Annotated in this window: 15 protein-coding genes; 3 read left to right on the top strand and 12 right to left on the bottom strand. The window is 67.2% G+C overall.

The annotated features are described in order from the left end of the window. The first annotated feature begins 43 nt into the window (after positions 1 to 43). Positions 44 to 973, top strand: coding sequence for a helix-turn-helix domain-containing protein (locus O4H32_RS10715; protein ID WP_269359045.1), 930 nt, complete (start codon positions 44 to 46; stop codon positions 971 to 973). On the opposite strand, the gene O4H32_RS10710 is transcribed toward O4H32_RS10715, so the two are convergent. Next, positions 913 to 2,298, bottom strand: a complete 1,386-nt coding sequence (locus O4H32_RS10710) for a sigma-54-dependent transcriptional regulator (protein ID WP_407932648.1) — start codon at positions 2,296 to 2,298, stop codon at positions 913 to 915. The genes O4H32_RS10715 and O4H32_RS10710 overlap by 61 nt on opposite strands. Before the next feature lie 5 nt (positions 2,299 to 2,303). Next, positions 2,304 to 4,166: a sensor histidine kinase gene (locus O4H32_RS10705; RefSeq protein WP_269359041.1), complete on the bottom strand. Its 1,863-nt coding sequence runs from the start codon at positions 4,164 to 4,166 to the stop codon at positions 2,304 to 2,306. A gap of 288 nt (positions 4,167 to 4,454) precedes the next feature. Between O4H32_RS10705 and O4H32_RS10700 the strand changes: the two genes are divergently transcribed. Then, entirely contained in the window at positions 4,455 to 5,816 is a 1,362-nt protein-coding gene (locus O4H32_RS10700) for a dicarboxylate/amino acid:cation symporter (RefSeq protein ID WP_269359039.1), read from the top strand. Between the two features lie 2 nt (positions 5,817 to 5,818). Here O4H32_RS10700 and exaC read toward each other — a convergent pair whose 3' ends face one another. Continuing rightward, positions 5,819 to 7,345 carry an acetaldehyde dehydrogenase ExaC gene (exaC, locus tag O4H32_RS10695; protein ID WP_269359037.1) on the bottom strand — a complete coding sequence of 509 codons (1,527 nt, stop codon included), beginning with the start codon at positions 7,343 to 7,345 and terminating at the stop codon, positions 5,819 to 5,821. A 304-nt stretch (positions 7,346 to 7,649) separates the two neighbouring features. On the opposite strand from exaC, the gene O4H32_RS10690 reads away from it, so the two are divergent. After that, positions 7,650 to 9,518 carry a sigma-54-dependent Fis family transcriptional regulator gene (locus O4H32_RS10690; RefSeq protein WP_269359035.1) on the top strand — a complete coding sequence of 623 codons (1,869 nt, stop codon included), beginning with the start codon at positions 7,650 to 7,652 and terminating at the stop codon, positions 9,516 to 9,518. A 54-nt stretch (positions 9,519 to 9,572) separates the two neighbouring features. Here O4H32_RS10690 and rpoD read toward each other — a convergent pair whose 3' ends face one another. The 9 genes from rpoD to hflX all read right to left on the bottom strand — a co-directional run bounded on the left by rpoD (position 9,573) and on the right by hflX (position 20,811). After that, entirely contained in the window at positions 9,573 to 11,801 is a 2,229-nt protein-coding gene (gene rpoD / locus O4H32_RS10685) for an RNA polymerase sigma factor RpoD (protein WP_269359033.1), read from the bottom strand. Positions 11,802 to 11,929: 128 nt separating this feature from the next. After that, a complete protein-coding gene (gene dnaG, locus O4H32_RS10680; RefSeq protein ID WP_269359031.1) occupies positions 11,930 to 13,906 on the bottom strand; it encodes a DNA primase in 1,977 nt (658 codons plus the stop codon). Then, positions 13,907 to 14,119, bottom strand: a complete 213-nt coding sequence (gene rpsU, locus O4H32_RS10675; protein WP_043681943.1) for a 30S ribosomal protein S21 — start codon at positions 14,117 to 14,119, stop codon at positions 13,907 to 13,909. Positions 14,120 to 14,294: 175 nt separating this feature from the next. Beyond that, a complete protein-coding gene (locus O4H32_RS10670) occupies positions 14,295 to 14,855 on the bottom strand; it encodes a phosphoribosyltransferase (RefSeq protein ID WP_269359027.1) in 561 nt (186 codons plus the stop codon). An 84-nt stretch (positions 14,856 to 14,939) separates the two neighbouring features. Beyond that, positions 14,940 to 16,235, bottom strand: coding sequence for an adenylosuccinate synthase (locus tag O4H32_RS10665; protein WP_269359025.1), 1,296 nt, complete (start codon positions 16,233 to 16,235; stop codon positions 14,940 to 14,942). 84 nt (positions 16,236 to 16,319) lie between these two features. After that, positions 16,320 to 17,489, bottom strand: a complete 1,170-nt coding sequence (locus O4H32_RS10660) for an ATP phosphoribosyltransferase regulatory subunit (protein WP_269359147.1) — start codon at positions 17,487 to 17,489, stop codon at positions 16,320 to 16,322. Between the two features lie 20 nt (positions 17,490 to 17,509). Beyond that, positions 17,510 to 18,409 carry a protease modulator HflC gene (gene hflC, locus O4H32_RS10655; RefSeq protein WP_269359023.1) on the bottom strand — a complete coding sequence of 300 codons (900 nt, stop codon included), beginning with the start codon at positions 18,407 to 18,409 and terminating at the stop codon, positions 17,510 to 17,512. 10 nt (positions 18,410 to 18,419) lie between these two features. After that, on the bottom strand, positions 18,420 to 19,736 hold the full coding sequence (gene hflK, locus O4H32_RS10650) for an FtsH protease activity modulator HflK (protein WP_269359021.1): 1,317 nt from the start codon (positions 19,734 to 19,736) through the stop codon (positions 18,420 to 18,422). Then, positions 19,705 to 20,811 carry a GTPase HflX gene (gene hflX / locus O4H32_RS10645; protein ID WP_269359019.1) on the bottom strand — a complete coding sequence of 369 codons (1,107 nt, stop codon included), beginning with the start codon at positions 20,809 to 20,811 and terminating at the stop codon, positions 19,705 to 19,707. Before hflX ends, hflK begins: the two co-directional genes overlap by 32 nt. Positions 20,812 to 20,926 lie beyond the last annotated feature (115 nt).

Below are 20,926 nucleotides of genomic sequence, written 5' to 3'. Positions count from 1 at the left end.
CGACCTCTTTTTGAATGGATTTTTGAGGATTAAACTTGCCAATATGAAATATTTTGAACACGCGCCGGTCTTCAAACTCTACGGCGGACAGGAAGAATGGTCCAGGGCGGAACGGGTGCACTGCGAAACCATCGCTTCGCGCAGCCGATTGCACAATTGGCATATCCGCCCCCATCGCCATTCGGGCCTCTACCAGATCCTCCACCTGCACCGGGGGCGGGCCATCGTCTGTCTGGACGAGGCGCGGCACGCCGTCGCCGGCCCGGCGATCGTCGAAGTGCCGCAGGCCTTCGTGCATGGCTTCGAATTCGACGAGGACTGCGCCGGCCATGTGGTGACGATCGCCTATCCCCTGCTTGCGCGCCTGGTCCAGTTGCTGGGGCCCAGGGCCGCGCCGCCCGCGCAGCCCGCGATCCACACGCTCGAGCGCGGCGGCACGGGCCTGAGGGACGCCTTCACGCACCTGAACGCCCAATACCTGTCCCAGGAAGATTTCCGCGATGCGCGGATCGAGGCCTGGCTGACGCTGATCTACGCGCGGCTGCGCAGCCGCCAGCCCGGTGCGGAAACCGAAGGTCCGCCCCGCGCACGCGGACTGGAACACCACACCCGATTCGGCGAACTGCTGGAAGCCTCATACGCCGCGCATCACGACGTGGCCTGGTACGCGCAGCGCCTGGGCATGACCGCCGCCCACCTGAACGTGATCACCCGCGCCCACGCCGGCAAGTCCCCGCTGCAACTGATCCACGAACGGCTGGCGCTGGAGGCCGGCCGCAGTCTGGTGTATACATCCATGACCATCGGCGAGATCTCGGACAGCCTGGGGTTTTCCGAGCCGGCGCACTTCACGCGGTTCTTTCGCAAGACGGCTGGTGAATCGCCGCGCGCGTTCCGCCAGCGTGCCTGGGATCAGGGTTCGGTTTCGTCCCCGGTGACCGCCGACGTCTCGCGGGTCGCGCCGCGCGCATAGGTCTGCCGGTCGATCCCGTAGCGCCGCAGCTTGTCGTAAAGCGTCTTGCGCGGCAGCCCCAGGGTTTCGAGCGTTGCCCGGATCTCGCCCCCATGAGCCGCCAGGGCCTCGCGGATCAGTCCGGCCTCGTAGCGCTCCACTCTTTCAGGCAGGCTGCCGGCGTCCGGCGCCGGCCCCGCAGAGACCGCCGCCGGCGCCTGCTGCACGCCCAGCACGCAGCGGTCGGCGAAATGGGCCAGTTCACGCACATTGCCCGGCCAATCGTGGTTCATCAGATGGCGCCACAACGCGGGATCCGCCGGCGGCACCGGACAGCCGAAGCGGCGTGCGGCCAGGCCGGCGAAGTGCGCGAACAGCAACGGAATGTCCTCGCGCCGCTCCCGCAGAGGCGGGATGTGCACCGTCACGACATTGAGCCGGTAGTACAAGTCCTCTCGGAACCGCGCGCGCATGGCGGGATCGCCCAGGTCGGCCTTGGTGGCCGCGATCACCCGCAGGTCCACGGTGCGCTGCTCGTTGGTGCCCAACGGCGCAACCTGGCGTGTTTCCAGCACCCGCAGCAGCCGCACCTGCATCGCCGGCGACATGCTCTCGATCTCGTCGAGGAAGAGCGTGCCGCCGCCGGCATGCTCGATGCGTCCCACGCGGCGTTTCTGCGCACCGGTGAAAGCGCCCGCCTCGTGACCGAACAGTTCGCTTTCGATGACGGATTCGGGCAACGCGCCGCAATTGATGGCGACGAAAGGCGCGTCCCGCCGGCGACTGAGCCGATGCAGAACCTGGGCCACGACTTCCTTGCCGCTGCCGGTCTCGCCGCGCACCAGCACGTCCACGTCGGCATCGGCCACGTGCCGCAGCAGTTCGCGGATCCGCACGATGGCGGGCGCATTGCCGATCAGCAACGATTCGGCGGCATCCCCGGAATCCGAGGCCTGCGCCCGCAGCCGTCGGTTTTCCAGCACCAGCCGCCGCTGCGCGGTGCCGTGGCGGATGGCGGCCAGCAGCCGTTCGGGCGCATAGGGCTTGGACAGGAAATCGTAGGCGCCCTCGCGCATGGCGCCCACCGCCATCTCGATGTCCCCATGGCCGGTGATGAGGATCACGGGAATTTCCGGATCCAGGCGCCGCACATGGCGGAACAGCGTCAGGCCGTCCATGTCGGCCATGCGCACGTCCGTGACCAGCACGCCGGAGAAGGCGTCCGTGAGGATGTCCAGCGCCTCGTGCGCGCTCGCGCAAGCCCGCACGGACACGCCCTGGAGATCGAGCGCTTGCGCGTTGGCGTCGCGCACGTCCTCATCATCGTCCACGAACAGCACTTCCATCGGACTCATTGCGACTCCTCCATCGCTTCCAGCGTCACCTCGAACGCCGCGCCCGCCGCGACATCAAGCGCCGCCAGTGTCCCGCCGAACTCGGCCAGGATGTCGCGCGAGATCACCAGACCCAGCCCCACACCCTGCGCCCGGGTGGTGAAAAAAGGCGTGAACAGGCGCTCGCGCGCCGCCGGATCGATGCCCGGCCCGTTATCCTCGATCCGCACCCGGACCCGCTCTCCGTCGCGCTCGACGCTCAGGCGGATGCCCGGCCGCGCGGTGTCCGCGAGCGCCTCCAGCGCGTTGTGCAGCAGGTTGACGAACACCTGCTCCAGGCGCATGGCGTCCGCACGCACCCGGGGCGACGGCCTACCCGCGCGGCCGTCCTCCAGACGCACACCCTGCCGGCCCAGGCGCGGCCCGGCCAGCATCAGCGCGCCATCCAGTGCCGCATCGAGCTCGACGGCGCCGATGGCCGCCGCCCGCTTGCGCGAAAACGCCCGCAGTTCCTGCGTGATGCCGCCGATGCGCTCGGTCAGGCGCGCGATCGTCGCCAGATTTTCACATGCACGGTCGGCCTGGCCGCGTCGCAGGAATTCCCCGGCGTTATCGGCGTAGGTCCGGATCGCGCCGACCGGCTGATTGATCTCGTGCGCCACGCCCGCGGCCACCTGGCCCAGAAGGGACAGCTTGTTGGCCTGGACCAGTTCGTCCTGCATTTCATGCAGGCGCGCCTCGGTCCGGCGGCGCTCGTCCATTTCGGCGCGCAGCCGTTCGTTGGCGTGCCGCAGCTCGCCGGTGCGCGTGCGGACCTCGGCCTCGAGCGCATCCCGCGCGGCCAGCAACGCCCGGGCCCGCCGCCGCCGCTGCGCGGCCCACCATCCGGTCAGGCCCAGCGTGGCCAGCGCCAGCAGGGTCAGCGCCTGGGCGGTCAGCTCAGCCCGCGCCAGATCGTTCGACACGGGCTTGAGCAGATGCAGGCGCCAGCCGTCCATGCGCGCCACCGCCTGTTCAATGTGCAGTACGCGCGCGCCCTTTTCCAGGCCGGCCGCCGCGCGTGTCAGGCGCAGCAGGGGCGCAGGCGACCAGTTCTCGCTCATCAGGGACGGCGTCAGGGGCAACGGATCCAGAGGCGCCGCGCCGAACTGCAGGCTGGACCTGACACGGACAGCCTCGGCCGACGACATCGGCCGCGCCACCCGGTAATGCCAGTCCTCCGGATAGCCCAGCAACACCACCTGACGGTCGTCGGTGACGAACTGCGGCATGCCGCTGCGGGCCCAGGCCGACTCCAGGTCCCGAAAGCCGATCTTGAGCACGACCACGCCCAGCGGGCCCCGCGCCCCATCGATCCGGCGCGACAGGAACAGACCCGCCTCGTGGCTGACGACGCCGAGCGCGAAATGGGCCGCGTCCCGGGCCTCCATGGCATCCGTGAAATAGGGGCGGAACCGGTAATCGTGCCCCACGAAGGAGTCCGGCTTGCGCCAGTTGCTCGACGACACTGTCCTGCCGGACGCGTCCAGCACATACAGGACGGACAGTCCCAGTTCCCGGCCCAGCGTCTCCAGCCTGCGGCTCAGATCATCCAGCGCGGACGGCGCGGGGGATTCCAGGACGGCCGCCAGCGCCGTGTCCTGTGCCAGGATGCTCGGAATGGCGTGGAACTTGTCGAGCGTGTGGTTCAGCGCGGTGAGGCTCAATTGCGCCGACACCCGCGCCTGGGTCTCCAGATCCCGCAGGGCGCGATCCCGCGCCCAGGCGCCGGCCCCCCCGAGCACGCCGGCCAGCAGGGCGATGCCCGCGATCGCCAGCAGCCAGCGCGCCATCCAGGCGGAGGGACGGCGCGGTTCGGCGGATGAGGGGTAGGGAGACATGTTCAACAAGGCGGAATTTCGGACATTCTATCGCACAGATGTGCGGAATTTCGCCAGATTAACGCCCGGCGGCAGCGGCCGCGCGGGTCGGAGACATCTTGCAGCCATTGGAAAAACCCGATGAATCAAAAGGATGGCACGCATGCGCCATATGTTTCAAAAATTGGCACGAAGATTGCTTTGTGCTTTGCCGACGGACCTGGCGACAGGCGCCGCCTCCCTTTGAAAAAAATGCGGGCACCGACGAGCCAAACTCGTCCCGCCCGGCCCTGTCTGGAGACACAGACCATGCTCGACACCCCGACCCACGCCGTCCCCGCGCGCAAGCTCCCGCTCCACCGGATCCTTTATGTCCAGGTCCTGTTCGCGATCGCCGTCGGCATCCTGCTTGGCCACTACGCGCCCCAATTGGGCGAAGCCATGAAACCCCTGGGCGACGGCTTCATCAAGCTCGTCAAGATGATCATCGCCCCGGTAATCTTCCTGACCGTAGCCACCGGCATCGCCGCCATGAGCGACCTGAAGACCGTCGGCCGCGTCACGGGCAAGGCCATGCTGTATTTCCTGACCTTTTCGACGCTGGCGCTGGCCATCGGGATGATCGTCAGCCACATCGTGCAGCCCGGCGCCGGCATGCACATCGATCCCGCATCCCTGGACGGAGACGCCGTCGCCACCTACGTGACCCAGGCGCACGACTCGACCTTCGCCGACTTCCTGATGAACATCATCCCGACGACGATGTTCAGCCCCTTCGTCAGCGGCGACATCCTCCAGGTCCTGTTCATCGCCGTGCTGTTCGGCATCGCCCTGGCCATTGTCGGCGAACGCGCCAGGCCCGTGCTGGACCTGCTCAGCGCCCTGGCGGGCCCGGTCTTCAAGATCGTGGAGATCCTGATGAAAGCCGCGCCCATCGGAGCCTTCGGCGCCATGGCCTTCACCATCGGCAAGTACGGCATCGGCTCGGTGCTGAATCTGGCCATGCTGGTGGGCACGTTCTACGCCACGGCCGTGCTGTTCGTGCTGGTGATCCTGGGCGCGGTGGCCCGCTACAACGGCTTCTCGATCCTGAAGCTGGTGCGCTACATCCGCGAAGAACTGCTGCTGGTACTTGGCACCAGTTCCTCGGAAGCCGCCCTGCCCACCCTGATGCGGAAGATGGAGGGCGCCGGCTGTTCGAAATCGGTCGTGGGACTGGTGATCCCCACGGGGTATTCCTTCAACCTGGACGGCACCAACATCTACATGACCATGGCGGCCCTGTTCATCGCCCAGGCCTGCGACATCCCCCTGAGCCTCGGCGACCAGATCCTGCTGTTGCTGGTGGCCATGCTCAGCTCCAAGGGCGCGGCCGGCGTCACCGGCGCCGGATTCATCACGCTGGCGGCCACGCTGTCGGTCATTCCTTCTGTGCCGGTGGCCGGCATAGCCCTGATCCTGGGCGTGGACCGTTTCATGTCGGAATGCCGCGCCCTGACCAACCTGGTGGGCAACGCCACCGCCACCATCGTGGTGGCCCGCTGGGAAGGCGAGCTGGACAAGCGCCGTCTGGACGAGGCCCTGTCCTCGGGCGCGGTGCCGCCGGACACGGACACCCGCGCCCGGCCGCTCGGTGCCGTCGAGGCCGAGGGCCAGGCGCAGGCCGCCTGAGTTCAGAAGAACCCGAGCGCTTCGGGGCTGTAGCTGACCAGCAGGCATTTCGTCTGCTGGTAAGCGTTCAGCGCCATCTTGTGGGTCTCGCGGCCGATGCCGGACTGCTTGTACCCGCCGAACGCCGCGTGCGCCGGGTACAGGTGATAGCAGTTGGTCCAGACCCGGCCGGCCTGGATCTGGCGCCCGACGCGGTAAGCCTGCGAACCGTCGCGCGTCCATACGCCGGCCCCCAGGCCATAGTCGGTGTCGTTGGCGATGGCGACGGCCTCGTCTTCGTCCTTGAAGGTCATGACCGAGGCCACCGGACCGAAGATTTCCTCCTGGAAGACACGCATGTCGTTCTCGCCGAACAGCAGTGTCGGCTTGACGTAGAAGCCCTCGTCCAGGCCGGCGCCGGGGACGTTGCGCGCCCCGCCGGTCAGGCAGCGGGCGCCTTCTTCGCGACCAATGTCGATGTAGCCCAGGATTTTGTCCATCTGCGCCTTGGATACCTGGGCGCCCAGCATGGTGGAGGCGTCCAGGGGATGCCCGGTCTTCATGGATTCGACCCGCTTGATGGCGCGTTCGATGAAGCGTTCGTAGATCGACTCCTGGATCAGAATGCGCGAGGGGCAGGTGCAGACTTCGCCCTGGTTCAGGGCGAACATGCTCAGGCCTTCCAGCGCCTTGTCGAGGAAGGCGTCATCCTGGTCCATCACGTTGGCGAAGAAGATGTTGGGGCTCTTGCCGCCCAGCTCAACGGTGCTGGGGATCAGGCTGTCGGCGGCGGCATGCAGGATGTGCCTGCCGGTGGGCGTCGAGCCGGTGAAGGCGATTTTTGCGATGCGCTTGCTGGAAGCCAGCGCCGCGCCGGCTTCCTTGCCGAAGCCGTTGACGATGTTCAATACGCCCGGCGGCAGCAGATCGCCGACCAGCTCCATCAGCACCAGGATCGAGGCCGGGGTCTGCTCGGCGGGCTTGAGCACCACGCAATTGCCCGCCGCCAGCGCCGGACCGAGCTTCCAGGCAGCCATCAGCAGGGGAAAATTCCAGGGAATGATCTGCCCCACGACGCCCATGGGTTCGTGGAAATGGTAGGCCACCGTGGTCTTGTCGATTTCCGAGATCCCGCCCTCCTGGGCGCGGACGCAGCCGGCGAAATAGCGCAGGTGGTCGATCGCCAGCGGCAGGTCCGCCGCCATGGTTTCGCGCAGCGGCTTGCCATTGTCGATGGTCTCGGCCACCGCCAGCAGGCGCATGTTCTGTTCCATGCGGTCGGCGATGCGCAGCAGGACGCCGGCGCGTTCCGCCACGGACGTTTCACCCCAGGCCTTGCGCGCCGCGTGCGCGGCATCCAGCGCGGCCTCTACGTCGGCCGCGTCCGAGCGCGCAACTTCGCAGAACACCTGTCCGGTGATCGGCGACAGATTGTCGAAATAGCGCCCGGCGGCTGGCGCCACCCAGCGCCCGCCGATGTAGTTCTCGTAGTGTTTCTTGTAGGGAAAGCCGATGTCGATGCCAAAATGCTTCAGGTCGGTCATATCCATGTCTGTCTCCTTGTCGATGAGCCGGGTTCCGCCCGAACAGGCCCCCCGGACGCCCGCTGCGACGCGCGGCGGGACTTCTCTTCACTAAAGCAAAGACCGTGCCATCATGCGTGGGGCATGCCGGTCGCGGCACGGCGCCCCGCGACCGGCATGCTTTCAAAGGCCCGACGGTGGTGGCATACTGAATGTGAAACGGCTTTTAAAACATGGGCTTGTCGCATTTTGCGACACATCGCGCCGCGAACGGCGACAGCCGCCGTCGCGGACCGCGACAGGTTCCGCGACGCCCAGGACGGAGACTTGCATGCAGACACCGCCCACGATCCACCTGGCGCCGGGCGCCCGCCCGCAGGCCGAGACGCGCATCCATCAGTCCTGGGCGCGCTGCGCCGATCTGGACCCCGCCCTGCTGGCCGATCCCAATCCCCTGACCCGCGCCGACCTGGACCTGCGCCGCGAGGCCAACCACCATCTGCTGCGCCTGGCCGAACCCTGCCTCGACGCGCTGGGCGCACTGGGGGATTCGGCGCACAGCGTCGTGCTGCTGGCCGATGCCAGCGGCCTGATCCTTCACGAACGCGGTAGCCGCAGTTTCCAGGACAAGGCACGCCGCGTGGCGCTGCAGCCCGGCGTGAGCTGGGCCGAGCCCTTGCGCGGCACCAACGCCATTGGCACGGCCCTCCACGATGGCCGCGCCGTACGCATCCACGGCGCGGAACATTTCCTGGCCTGCAACAGCATCCTCAGCTGCCATGCCGCGCCCATTTTTTCGGCCACGGGCGAGATCCTCGGCATCCTGGACCTGTCCGGCCCGGCCGACGACATGCGCGACTATGTGCTGACGCTGGTGCAGCGCATGGCGCGGGGCATCACCGACCAGATGCTATGCGAGAGCCCCCTGCGCAGACTGGACTTCCGCCTTGGCAGGGAACCGGAGGACGACGGTCGCGCCCTTCTGCTGCTGGACGACGATGCCCGCATCGCCGGCGCCAACGAGGCCGCCCTGCGGGCGCTGGACGCGGACTGGGGCCGCCTCATCGGCACGCCCTGCTCGCAATGGATCGATGGGCCGCTGCACACTCGTGACACGCCGCTGCACCGTCACGACGGCCAGCCTTTGACCGGCCGCCTGATCGCGCCCCCGCGCGCACCGGCCCGTCCGGTCTCCACATCGCACGCGCCGAAACACCCGAAGGCGGCCGACACTCGCCCGGACGCCCGCCCGCTGCCCGAACCCGACGCCGTCAGCAGCCCCCTGCTGGATCAGGCCGTGCGCGCCCTGGACTCCGGCCTGGCCGTGCTGCTGTGCGGCGAGACCGGCACGGGCAAGGAGGTCCTGTCGCGTCACATCCATGCCCGCGGCGCCTGGCGCGCGGGCCCTTTCGTCGCCATCAACTGCGCCGCCCTGCCCGAACACCTGGTCGAGTCCGAACTCTTCGGTTACGAGCCGGGCGCCTTCACCGGCGCGCGTCGCGAAGGCGCGCGCGGCCTGCTGCGTCAGGCGCAAGGCGGGGTGCTGTTCCTGGACGAGATCGGCGACATGCCCCTGGCGCTGCAGACCCGCCTGCTGCGGGTTCTGCAGGAACGCGAGGTCCAGCCGCTGGGCTCCGACAAGCGCGTGCCTCTGGCATTCGGCCTGATCAGCGCCAGCCATCAGGATCTGAAGTCGCTGGTTGCCCAAGGCCGGTTCCGCGCCGACCTGTACTACCGGCTGCAGGACATGCCGCTGCATCTGCCGCCGCTGCGTGAACGGCCCGATCTGGCGGCTTTCGTCGAAGACGCCTACCGGGCGCTGGGAGGCCGCCTGAGCGGGGATGCGCTGGCGGCCCTGACCCGCCACGACTGGCCGGGCAACTACCGCGAACTCTTCAGCGTATTGCGCCGGCTGCGCTGCCAGCATCCCGGCCCCGTCCCCGTCACGATCGGGGGACTGCCCGGTGACATCGCGCCGCCGGGTTCCCGATCCGCAGGGCCGGCCGCCCGCGAGCCGGTCTTGCCCATCATGGCGGAGACCGGCCGCGCTCCAGCGCCTCAAACGGATGCCGGCCCCGGCCTGCGCGCGCTGGAGCGCCAGGCCATCGAGCAGGCCCTGCGCGACTGCCAGGGCAGCGTCAGCCGCGCGGCTCGCCGCCTGGGCATCCATCGCAGCACACTGTACCGCAAGCTGAAATGAGACAATGAAACAGGGGCCGCCCGAAGGCGGCCCCTGTTGCGTCCGGCTGAAAGCCTACTGCCCTTCGAGGAAGGACTTCAGCTTGTCCGCGCGGCTGGGGTGGCGCAATTTGCGCAGGGCCTTGGCCTCGATCTGGCGGATCCGCTCGCGGGTCACATCGAATTGCTTGCCGACTTCCTCCAGGGTCTGGTCGGTGCTCATCTCGATGCCGAAACGCATGCGCAGAACCTTGGCCTCGCGCGGGGTGAGCGAATCCAGGACTTCCTTGACGACGTCGCGCATGGAGCCGTGCAGGGCCGAATCCGACGGCGACACCGTGCCCGTGTCCTCGATGAAATCGCCCAGATGGGAATCGTCGTCGTCGCCGATGGGGGTTTCCATCGAGATCGGTTCCTTGGCGATCTTCAGGATCTTGCGGACCTTGTCTTCCGGCATGTCCATTTTCTGCGCCAGCGTCGCGGGATCCGGTTCCGCACCGGTTTCCTGCAGGATCTGGCGGTTGATCCGGTTCATCTTGTTGATCGTCTCGATCATGTGCACCGGGATGCGGATGGTGCGTGCCTGATCGGCGATCGAACGGGTGATGGCCTGACGGATCCACCACGTGGCATAGGTGGAGAACTTGTAACCACGCCGGTACTCGAACTTGTCCACGGCCTTCATCAGGCCGATGTTGCCTTCCTGGATCAGGTCGAGGAACTGCAGGCCGCGATTGGTGTATTTCTTGGCGATGGAAATCACCAGACGCAGATTGGCCTCGGTCATTTCGCGCTTGGCCTTGCGGGCCTTGGCCTCGCCGGTGGCCATGCGTTTGTTGACGTCCTTCAGGTCCTTGAGGGGCAGCACGACGTTGCGCTGCAGTTCGATCAGCTTCTGCTGGACTTCCTGGATCGCCGGGGCGTGGCGCGCCAGGGTCTCGGAATAATCGTGACCGGCGGCGATTTCCTCGTCCACCCAGCCCAGATTGGTCTCGTTGCCGGGGAAGGCCTTGATGAAATGATTGCGCGGCATGCCGGCACGACTCACGCAGATCGACATGGCGGCGCGCTCCTGGGCGCGGACCTCCGCGACCTGGGCGCGCAGTGCGTCCGCCAGGCGTTCGACCATCTTGGCGGTGAAGCGCACGCCCATCAGCTGGCCGTGGATGGCCTCGCGCGCCTGGACGTAGGCGGTGGAGCGGTAGCCCTCGGACTCGAAGGCCACGCGCATCTTGTCGAACCAGGTCTCGACCTCGTCGAAGATCTTGAGGGCCTTGGTGCGCAAGTATTCCAGCTGCTTGCTGCTCATGCCGCCGGCCGGGCCATCGTCCTCGTCCGAAGCCACGCCCGAACCGGCGTAGTCCTCGCCTTCCTCGTCGATCAGGCCGTCCACGACCTCGTCGATCTGCGCCGAGCCGTCGCGCACGCGACGCACGTGCTCCAGGATCTCGTTGACGGTGGTCGGGCAGGCCGCAATGGCCATGACCATGTGCTTGAGGCCGTCCTCGATCCGCTTGGCGATCTCGATTTCGCCCTCGCGGGTGAGGAGTTCGACCGTGCCCATTTCGCGCATGTACATGCGCACCGGGTCGGTGGTGCGGCCGAAGTCCGAATCCACGGTGGTCAGGGCGGCCTCGGCCTCGTCCTCGACATCGTCGTCGCTGGCGGCAGAGGGCACGTTGTCGCTCATCAGCAGGGTTTCAGCGTCCGGCGCCTGGTCGTAGACCGAGATGCCCATGTCGCTGAAGGTGCTGATGATACCGTCGATGGCCTCGGCGTCGACCAGATCGTCGGGCAGGTGGTCGTTGATCTCGCCGTAGGTCAGGTAGCCACGATCCTTGCCGAGCTTGATCAGGATCTTCAGGCGGTTGCGCCGGGCCTCCTGTTCCTCGGGCGTCATCTGGCTGCGCGACGGGCTGTCCTTTTCGCCCTTGGCACGCTTTCCGCCCCGCTTGGGCAGCGGCTTGAGGTCGGGGATGACCTCGCCGTCCTCGACATCGTCGTCCACATAGTCACCGCCGTCGCCGCCGGCGTTCTTGGCCGGACGGCCGGGCTTGCGCCCCGAGGGCACGGCCTTGGCGGCGCGCGGCTTGTCGGCGGCGGCCTTCTTGGCGGCTGCGGGCTTGTCGGCCGGCGCCTTTTCGGCGACCGCCTTGCGGGCGGTCTTTTTCGCCGCGGTGGCTTCCGGCACCGCAGCCCCCCTGGCCGACTTCACCTCGGCTTCGGGCGCGATGCCCGCCGCCTTGGTTTTCTTGGCAGTCGTTTTTTTGGCGGCCGTGGAGGCCTTGCCAGTTCCTTGGGTCATGTGTGGGTTCCGTAGAGATGCACCGCGGGTCTTGCCGCAATGGGTTTTACCGCAATGGGTCTTACCGCAATACTAATACGCGACAACTTATTGAAAACCATATAGTTTACTGCACTTGCGAGGAAGAATCACCCCGCCCCGGCCTTCAGCCGGGCCAGGCGGCGGCTGAGATCCTGATAACGGCGGCGGTCTTCGTCCGTCGTCAGCCCGGATTCGATCAGCCGGTCGCACTGCTCCTGCACCGTCTGGCGCTCGATGAGCCGCAAGGCATCATCCCATTCGGCCTGCGGATCGGGCAGATCCTGGGCCATCAGTTCGGTGGACAGATCCTGGATCGCGCGCGCGAGGTCCGATTCGGAATCGGCCGCCTGCAGCAACGCCCCCGCGTGCGCGGCGCCGCACGTGCTGGCCAGGCCGATGAGCTGCCTGACCAGTTCCAGATGGGGATGATGGGCCAGCAATTCAAGCTGCTGGTCTCCCAGCCCGGAAACCAGGGCGGGATGCGCCAGCAGCAGCCGCAGCAGTCGCCGCGCCATGGGCGTGACCTGCCGTGAACCACCGCCCCTGCGCGGCATCCGGCCCGAGCCGCGTGGCGCCCGCGTCGGCGCATCGCCCGCCCAGGGCGGCGCGCCCTCCAGATCAGGGGCCGCATCCGGGTATTCGCCGTCCTGCCACGGCGGCTCGCCCGATTCGGGCCCATGCCCTTCTTCCGGGCGGAAAAGCCGCGCGGACGCGCCCATGCTCCCCGCCACGCCGCCCTGCCCCGCCGGCCGGCCCGTCGCCGCATGCTGCCCGGGACCGCCGGCCGCGGGACCTGCGACCGCCAGGAGTTGGGCCAGCTCTTCAGGCGTCAGACGGACCCGGCGGGCGAATTCTCGCTCCAGCTGCAGGCGGAACCCGCCCTCGGGCATCTGCGCGAACAGCGGCCGGGCTTCGTGCACGCAGGCGGCCCGGCCCTCGGCCTCTTCCAGGTCGTGGCGCGAGGCCAGTTCATCGAGCATGAAGCGCGACAGGGGCATGGCTTCGTCGAGATAAGCGCGCAGTGCCTGGACGCCGTAGGCTCGCACATAGGAGTCCGGATCGTGGCCTTCCGGCAGGAACAGGAAGCGCATCGAGATGTCCTCGGCCACCCAGGGCAGACAGGCCTGAAGAGCCCGCCAGGCCGCCTTGCGCCCGGCGCCGTCGCCATCGAAGCTGAAGACGATGCGGTCGCTGGCGCGGCGCAGTTTGCGCAGGTGTTCCGGCGTGGTGGACGTGCCCAGCGTCGCCACGGCATTGTTGAGTCCGTACTGGGCCAGTGCCACCACGTCCATGTAGCCCTCGACCACCAGTACGCATCCTTCGGCGCGGACGCCGGCGCGCGCTTCGTGCAGCCCATAGAGTTCGTTGCCCTTGGAAAACAGGCTGGTTTCGGGGGAGTTCAGGTATTTGGGTTCACCCGGTTCGATCAGACGGCCACCGAAGCCGATGAGCTGGCCGCGCGGGTTGTGGATCGGAAACATGACACGGCCCCGGAACCGGTCATGGCGCCGTCCGTCCTCGGACTCGATCACCAGCCCCGATTCCAGCAAGGCGGGGTCCTCGTAGTGGGTGAAGACCGCCGCCAGCCCGCGCCGGTCACGGCTGGCCCAGCCCAAGCCGAAGCGGGCGGCGATCTCGCCGCTGAGGCCGCGCCGCTTCAGATATTCGATGGCTTCGGGGGCCTGCTTCAGGGCGGCGCGGTAATGCGCCTGTGCCTGATCCAGGATGCGTTGCTGCCGCGAGCCTTCCTCGCGGCGCTCGCGATCGGCGGCGCGCTGGCGGGGGCTGCGGGGTTCTTCGGGCACCGTCATGCCGACGCTGGCCGCGAGGCCGCGCACGGCTTCCGGAAACGGCGCCCCGGTGTGCTCGGTCAGAAACCGCAGCGCGGTGCCGTGCGCACCGCAACCGAAACAATGATAGAACTGCTTGGTCGGGCTGACAGTGAACGACGGCGTCTTTTCATTGTGAAAAGGGCACAAACCCAGCAGGTTTGCGCCCCCTTTGCGCAGCTTGACGTACCGGCCGACCACGTCGACGATATCGACGCGCGCGAGCAGTTCCTGAATAAAGGAATCAGGAATCAATCAATAGAGTCGCGGCGGCAGTTGTTGGCTGCGGATGCGCTTGTAGTGGCGCTTGACGGCGGCGGCGCGCTTGCGCTTGCGCTCGGCCGTGGGCTTTTCATAAAACTCGCGCGAACGCAGTTCGGTCAGAAGGCCGGTCTTTTCGATGGTGCGCTTGAAGCGCCGCAGGGCGGCCTCGAAGGGCTCGTTTTCTTTGAGGCGGACAATCGGCATGTAAATCCTTGAAAGCCTGTAATGTTCATGAACGTCGGAAATTCGATTCCGGTGCGCCCATGGTTAAGTTGAAGAAAAAAATTCTTGAATAGACGAAAGATTTTAGCATGAATCCATGGATATGACCATGCGCGAAGCCGGCCACACAAAGTGGCGCCGCCCCCGCGTCCCGGACTCACTGCGCGTCAGGGTATGCCGTGCGCACGCCTTTGCGGATCCAGGACTCCAACTGGTGCGGCCGCAGACTGTCATAGTCTTCGAAGGGTTGGTGGATCCAGGGATTGGTCGGCAGGTGCTCGACATGATAGTCGGGTTGCACCTGGGAATGGCCCTTGACCCACAGCACCGCCGTGCGCAATTCTGTGATGCCGGGAAACTGCTTGACCAGGTGGTCGCGCACCCGCGTAAAGGTCAGTCCGGTGTCCACCATGTCGTCCACCAGCAGCACCCGGCCGTCCAGCGTGCCGCGCGTGATCGTAATGAACTGGGCGATGTCGAGTTGCCCCTGGACCGTGCCCGCCGCCTCGCGGTAGCTGCTGGTCGCCAGGATCCCCAAGGGCAGATCGAAGATGCGCGACAGCACATCCCCCACACGCACCCCGCCACGCGCCAGGCAGAGAATCTTGTCGAAAGCCCAGCCAGACTCGTGAACCTGAAGGGCCAGGCGTTCGATCAGGCCGTGATACTGTTCCCAGCTGACCCAGAGGTCGCGTTCAGTGCTCGGTGGCATGCTCATCGGTGTTTTCCGTTCGTGTGAAGATGAATTTGGAGAATGAAAAAACCGCAAGCGGACTTGCGGTTTCGGTTTTGTCCCGGCGCATCAACCCTGGAGGGGATGACGCAGGACGATGGTTTCCAGGCGATCGGGACCGGTCGAAACCATGTCGATCGGCACATCGCAGACCTCGGCGATGCGTTCCAGGTAGCGGCGCGCGTTGACCGGCAGCTTGTCGTATTCGGTGATCCCCACCGTGGATTCCGACCAGCCGGCCATTTCCTCGAGCACGGGCTCGGCTTCGGCCGCGGCGTGGGCGCCGTAGGGCAGCACATCCAGGAACTGGCCCTTGTAGCGATAGCCCACGCCGATCTTGATCTGCTCGACGCCGTCGAGCACGTCCAGCTTGGTGATGCACAGGCCCGTCAGGCCGTTGATCATGACCGAGCGCTTCATGGCCGCGCCGTCGAACCAGCCGCAGCGGCGGGGGCGCCCCGTGACCGAGCCGAATTCCTTGCCCACCGTGGCCAGGCGCAGGCCGGTGTCGTCCAGCAGTTCGGTCGGGAACGGCCCCGAGCCGACGCGCGTGGTGTAGGCCTTGGCGATGCCGAGGACGTAGTCCAGGGCCTGGGGGCCGACGCCCGAGCCGGCCGATGCGGCGCCCGCCACGCAGTTGCTGCTGGTGACGAAGGGATAAGTGCCGTGATCGATGTCCAGCAGCGTGCCCTGGGCGCCTTCGAAGAGCAGATCGTGCCCCGCGCGGCGCGCGATGTGAAGATTGCTGGAGACGTCGGCCACCATGGGTTCGAGCTGGGGGGCCAGGGCCATGACGAGATCGCGCACCTGGGCGGCTTCGACCGGCTTGGCGCCCAGATACTGGGTCAGCACGAAATTGTGATAATCCAGGACCTCGGCGAGTTTTTCGTCGAACACGGCCGGATCGTACAGATCCTGGACGCGCAGGGCGCGGCGCGCGACCTTGTCCTCGTAGGCGGGACCGATGCCGCGACCCGTGGTGCCGATCTTGCCCTCGCCCTTGCGGGCCTCGCGGGCCTGGTCCAGGGCCACGTGGTAAGGCAGGATCAGCGGGCAGGCGGCGGAGATCTGCAGGCGCGAACGCACGTCCAGGCCGGCCGCTTCCAGTTCGCCGATCTCGGCGAGCAGGGCCTCTGGCGAAAGCACCACGCCGTTGCCGATGTAGCAGGTGACGTGCGGGTGCATGATGCCCGACGGGATCAGGCGCAGGATGGTCTTGCGGCCGTTGATCCACAGGGTATGGCCGGCATTGTGGCCGCCCTGGAAGCGCACGACGCCCTGGGCCGATTCGGCCAGCCAGTCAACGATCTTGCCCTTGCCTTCGTCACCCCACTGGGTGCCGATCACGACGATGTTCTTGCTCATAGGTCTTTCGAAAGGCGACGGAATGCCGCCATGGGAAACGGGTTAGTTTATACCATCGGTGACGATGTCCGGCGATCGCCGCCTTCAGGCGGCGCCGCCCAGGGGCCGCAGCGCCCAGCCATCGCCGGTGGCGGCCAATTCCTGATCCACGAAAAATTCGTCCGGGCACTGGCGTTCGCCCGGCAACGACTGGATCACGACGCGCCCCTGGGCCCGCAGCGCACGAATGGCTTGCACCAGGGCGGGATCGTCGGACCAGGGTGCGCGGATGGCCTGCACGGGCCGCGCGTCGGGCAGCCCCGCGGACAGCTTGCGCAGGTCCAGGCTGAACCCGGTGGCGGGCCGGGCGCGGCCGAATTTGCGGCCGATGCCGTCGTAGCGCCCGCCGCGCACCAGGGCGTCGTGCCAGCCCGCCGCGTAAATGGCGAACATGACGCCGGAGTGGTAACCGTAGCCTCCGCCCATGTCCGCCAGATCCAGCGCGATCGGCGCGTCCGGCAGGGCCTCGCACAGGGTCCCCAGGTCGTTCAGCGCGGCGCGCACGGCCGGCAGGTCGGGCAGGCGTTCGCGGGCGCGCTCCAGCACCGACAGGTCGCCGTACAAGGCGGTCAAGGCGCGCAACGCGTCCAGGGTATCGCCGCGCGCGCCGCATGCGGCGCACAGAGCCTCCAGGCCGGGCACGTCTTTGGCACTGAGCAGTTCGAAGACCCCGTCCGCAGTTTCGGCCAGGGCCGGATCGGCGTCCACCAAGGCCCGCCCCACCCCGGGATGATTCAGGTCCAGCCGCGGCTCGCGCACGCCGGCCCGGCGCACGGATTCCAGCGCCAGGCGGATCGACTCGAGGTCGGCCTGCACGCCCGCATGGCCGAAGATTTCCGCGCCGATCTGCAGCAATTCCCGGTCGGACAACAGGCCGGCCGCCCGCGCGTGCACCACCGGCCCGCAATAGCACAGCCTGGTGACCCCCTCGCGATTGAGCAGATGGGCGTCGATGCGCGAGACCTGGATGGTGATGTCGGCCCGCACACCCATGGTCAGGCCCGAGAGCTGGTCCACCAGCTTGCAAGTGCGCAGGCGCAAGGCCTCGTCGTCGGCCGGCATCAGGGAGTCGAGATATTCCACCATGGGCGGCGCGACGAGCTCGAAGCCGTAGGTCCGGTACAGATCCAGCAGTTCGCGGCGCAATTCCTCGATGCGGCGCGCTTCGGCGGGCAGGACGTCCGACAGGTTTTCCGGCAGCAGCCAGCTTGACATCATGGTCGGTCGATCCTCGTTCAGCGGGCGGCGGGCTGCGCGGCGGCCTTGCCGCCCCCGGCGCGGTCCCAGAAGCGGAAGAAATCCGAATCCGGACTCAGGACCAGGGTGCCGCTGCGGTCGGCGAAGGCCGAACGGTACGCGTCGAGGCTCTTGTAGAAGCTGTAGAACTCGGGATCCTGGCCGTAGGACTTGGCGTAGATGGCAGCCGCGGTGGCATCGCCCTCGCCGCGCTTGGCCTGGGCTTCGGCATAGGCCCGGGCCAGGACTTCCTGGCGCTTGCGGTCTGCTTCGGCACGGATGCGTTCGCTGTCGGCGGCGCCGCTGGCCCGCAGGCGGTTGGCTTCCTGCTTGCGCTCGGCTTCCATGCGCCGGTAGACGGATTCGGAGATCTCCGGCGCGAAATCGATGCGCCGCAGTCGCACGTCGACCACGTCCACGCCCAGCGGCTGGGCGCGGCGCGCCACGGCGGTCTGGATTTCCTTCATGATGGTGTCGCGATCGGAGGAGACGACCTGCTTGACGGTGCGCACGTTGACGGCGGCATTGAGGGCGTCGCGGATCTGCGCCTGGAGGCGTTCGACCGCCGCGTTGCTGTTGGCGCCGAAGGTCACGTAGTACTGGCGCGGATCGGCGATGCGCCACTTGACGAAGGAATCGATCAGCAGGTTCTTCTTTTCGGCGGTCTGGATGCGTTCCGGGTCGCGCGTCTCGATGGTCTGCAGCCGCTTGTCCAGATAGACGACATTTTCGAAGGGCGGCGGGAACTTGAAGTACAGCCCCGGCTTGGTGATGGTTTCACGGACTTCGCCCAGGGCGAACAGCAGCGCGGAATCGCGCTCGCGCACCACGAACATGCACGAGGACAGCACCGCGACGAGCACGACCAGACCGACCAGGGCGGGGAAAAAGCGTTGCATCTTGGGGCTCCTAGTTCGAATACGGGCTGGTCATCAGACTGTCCAGACCGGACGGCACGCCACGCTGCGACGCACGGCCGGACCCGGATTGCCCCTGGGCCGCCTGGGCGGACCCGGCGGCGGCCGGCGCCGAACCGCCCGACGGGCCGGTGTCGCGCGAGCCCGGTGACGGGGCGCCCCCGGCCGCATGCGCGGCCTGGCCCATGATCTTGTCCAGCGGCAGGTAGAGCATGTTGTTGCCCACCGGGGCGTCGATCATCACCTTGGCGCTGTCGCTCAGGATTTCCTGCATGGTTTCAAGATAAAGTCGTTCGCGCGTGACGCCGGGCGCCTTGGCGTATTCGGTGGCGATGCTGTCGAAGCGCGAGGTATCGCCCTGGGCCTGGCCGATGACCTTGGCGCTGTAGCCCTCGGACTCCTGGATCATGCGGGCCGCCTGGCCCTCGGCCTCGGGGAGCACCTTGCTGGCGTAGGCGTTGCCTTCGTTGATCTGGCGTTCACGGTCCTGGCCGGCCTTGACGGCGTCGTCGAACGCGGCCTGGACCTGTTCGGGCGGCTGGACGTTCTGGATGGCCACGGTGGAGATCTGGATCCCGGTCTTGTAGCGGTCCAGGATGGACTGGGCCAGCGCCTGGACCTCGGAGGCGACCTCGGTACGGCCGGAATACAGCACGAAATCCATGGGCTTGCGGCCGACGATCTCGCGCATGGCGGTCTCGGCCGCCTGGCGCACCGATTCGTCGGGCTGGTTGGTGTTGAACAAGTAGGCCGGCGCGCCATCGGGCAGCAGGCGGTATTGCACCACGAATTGCACGTCGACGATGTTTTCGTCGTTGGTGAGCATCAGCGATTCGGACAGCACCTTGTTGCGCGACGAACCCCGGAATCCGACCTCGAAGGTACGCAACTGGGAGATGTTGACCGGCTGCGAGGCTTCGATGGGATACGGCAGGCGCCACTGCAGGCCCGGATTGAGTGTCTTGACGTACTGTCCGAAGCGGGTGACGACGGCCACCTGGCCTTCCTGGACGATCATGAAGCCGCTGGCCAGCCACAGCAGGCCGGCGGCCACGATCAGCAACAGCACGAAGCGTAGAGACGGCCCGGGCAGGGACGGCATGCCGCCGCCCGACGGCGGACGGGGGCCGCGCCCGCCGCCACGGCGACCGAACAGACCGTTCAGGCGCTTGCTGAAATCGCGCCAGACCTCGTCCAGGTCGGGTGGTCCGGAGGACTGGTCGGGCTTTCCGCGTGGATCGTCGTTCTGGTTCTGGTTGCCCCGCCCCCAGCCCGGATCATTCAGGTTGAACAGTTTCATCGCACGCATTGTTTCCCGTAGGCTCCCCACCAAATTCAACGATCGACTGACGCAAGCCGTCAAGCCCGCTGCGTTGCAGGGCGCTGACGAAGACTCGCGCAATCGTACCATGTTCGTTTCGCTCGACCCGGGGCGCATACCCCGCCGTGTCGATTTTGTTGTAGACCAGGATCTGCGGGATTTCATGGGCCCCGATGTCTCGCAAGACCTGGTTGACCGCCGCGATCTGTTCGTCGCGCTGCGGGCTGGCCGCGTCGATCACGTGCAGCAGCAGATCGGCATGGACGGTTTCCTCGAGCGTCGCCCGGAATGCCGCGATCAGCATGGGCGGCAGTGACCGGATGAAGCCCACGGTGTCGGACACGACGACCTGGCCGGCGCCCTCGATCCAGACGCGCCGGGTCGTCGTATCCAGCGTGGCGAAGAGCTGGTCGGCCGCGTAGGCGTCGGCACGGGTCAGTGCGTTGAACAGGGTGGATTTGCCCGCGTTGGTGTAGCCGACCAGGGAAACCGACAGGGTCTTGCCGCGTACCCGTGCACGGCGCTGGGTCAGGCGCTGGCGCTGGACCCGGTCCAGCCGTTCTTTCAAGGCGCGCACCCGCACGCCGATCAGGCGCCGGTCGGTTTCCAGCTGCGATTCGCCAGGGCCGCGCACGCCGATACCGCCACGCTGGCGTTCCAGGTGGGTCCACATCCGGGTCAAACGGGTCGACAAGTGCTGCAACTGGGCCAGTTCGACCTGCAGCTTGCCCTCGTGGCTTTTTGCGCGCAAGGCGAAGATGTCCAGAATCAGCGCCACCCGGTCGACGACGCGGACCTCGAAGCGGCGTTCCAGATTGCGCTGCTGGGCGGGGGTGAGCGCCTGATCGAAGAGCACGACCTCCGCCCCGGTGGCCTTGACCAGGGCGGCGGCCTCTTCGATCTTGCCCGAGCCGATGAAGCCCGCGGCGTCAGGCCGGCTGCGCCTGGCGGTGAGGACTTCGACGATGTCGGCCCCGGCCCCGCTGGCCAGCATGAGGAATTCCTCGGCATGGGCCTGGTAGTCGGGTTCGCCCAGATCGACGCTGATGACGAGCGACTTCATGATGCCTCGCCCACAAAATGAATGCCCGCCAGGGCGAGGTGCCCGGCGGGCGGAGAAAAACGCCCGCACGCCGCACCCTGCGGGCCCGCTGCCGCCCAAGGCGGCAAAAAAGCGT

The organism is Castellaniella denitrificans (assembly GCF_027214045.1).
GTDB classification, from domain to species: Bacteria; Pseudomonadota; Gammaproteobacteria; order Burkholderiales; family Burkholderiaceae_B; genus Castellaniella; species Castellaniella denitrificans_A.
This window is presented reverse-complemented; position numbering and strand designations above follow the sequence as displayed.

Coding starts and splice junctions, on each gene's coding strand:
- O4H32_RS10715 (WP_269359045.1), top strand. CDS start 44: ATGAAATATTTTGAACACGCGCCGGTCTTCAAACTCTACGGCGGACAG.
- O4H32_RS10710 (WP_407932648.1), bottom strand. CDS start 2,298: ATGGAAGTGCTGTTCGTGGACGATGATGAGGACGTGCGCGACGCCAAC.
- O4H32_RS10705 (WP_269359041.1), bottom strand. CDS start 4,166: ATGTCTCCCTACCCCTCATCCGCCGAACCGCGCCGTCCCTCCGCCTGG.
- O4H32_RS10700 (WP_269359039.1), top strand. CDS start 4,455: ATGCTCGACACCCCGACCCACGCCGTCCCCGCGCGCAAGCTCCCGCTC.
- exaC (WP_269359037.1), bottom strand. CDS start 7,345: ATGGATATGACCGACCTGAAGCATTTTGGCATCGACATCGGCTTTCCC.
- O4H32_RS10690 (WP_269359035.1), top strand. CDS start 7,650: ATGCAGACACCGCCCACGATCCACCTGGCGCCGGGCGCCCGCCCGCAG.
- rpoD (WP_269359033.1), bottom strand. CDS start 11,801: ATGACCCAAGGAACTGGCAAGGCCTCCACGGCCGCCAAAAAAACGACT.
- rpsU (WP_043681943.1), bottom strand. CDS start 14,119: ATGCCGATTGTCCGCCTCAAAGAAAACGAGCCCTTCGAGGCCGCCCTG.
- O4H32_RS10670 (WP_269359027.1), bottom strand. CDS start 14,855: ATGAGCATGCCACCGAGCACTGAACGCGACCTCTGGGTCAGCTGGGAA.
- O4H32_RS10665 (WP_269359025.1), bottom strand. CDS start 16,235: ATGAGCAAGAACATCGTCGTGATCGGCACCCAGTGGGGTGACGAAGGC.
- O4H32_RS10660 (WP_269359147.1), bottom strand. CDS start 17,489: ATGTCAAGCTGGCTGCTGCCGGAAAACCTGTCGGACGTCCTGCCCGCC.
- hflC (WP_269359023.1), bottom strand. CDS start 18,409: ATGCAACGCTTTTTCCCCGCCCTGGTCGGTCTGGTCGTGCTCGTCGCG.
- hflK (WP_269359021.1), bottom strand. CDS start 19,736: ATGCGTGCGATGAAACTGTTCAACCTGAATGATCCGGGCTGGGGGCGG.
- hflX (WP_269359019.1), bottom strand. CDS start 20,811: ATGAAGTCGCTCGTCATCAGCGTCGATCTGGGCGAACCCGACTACCAG.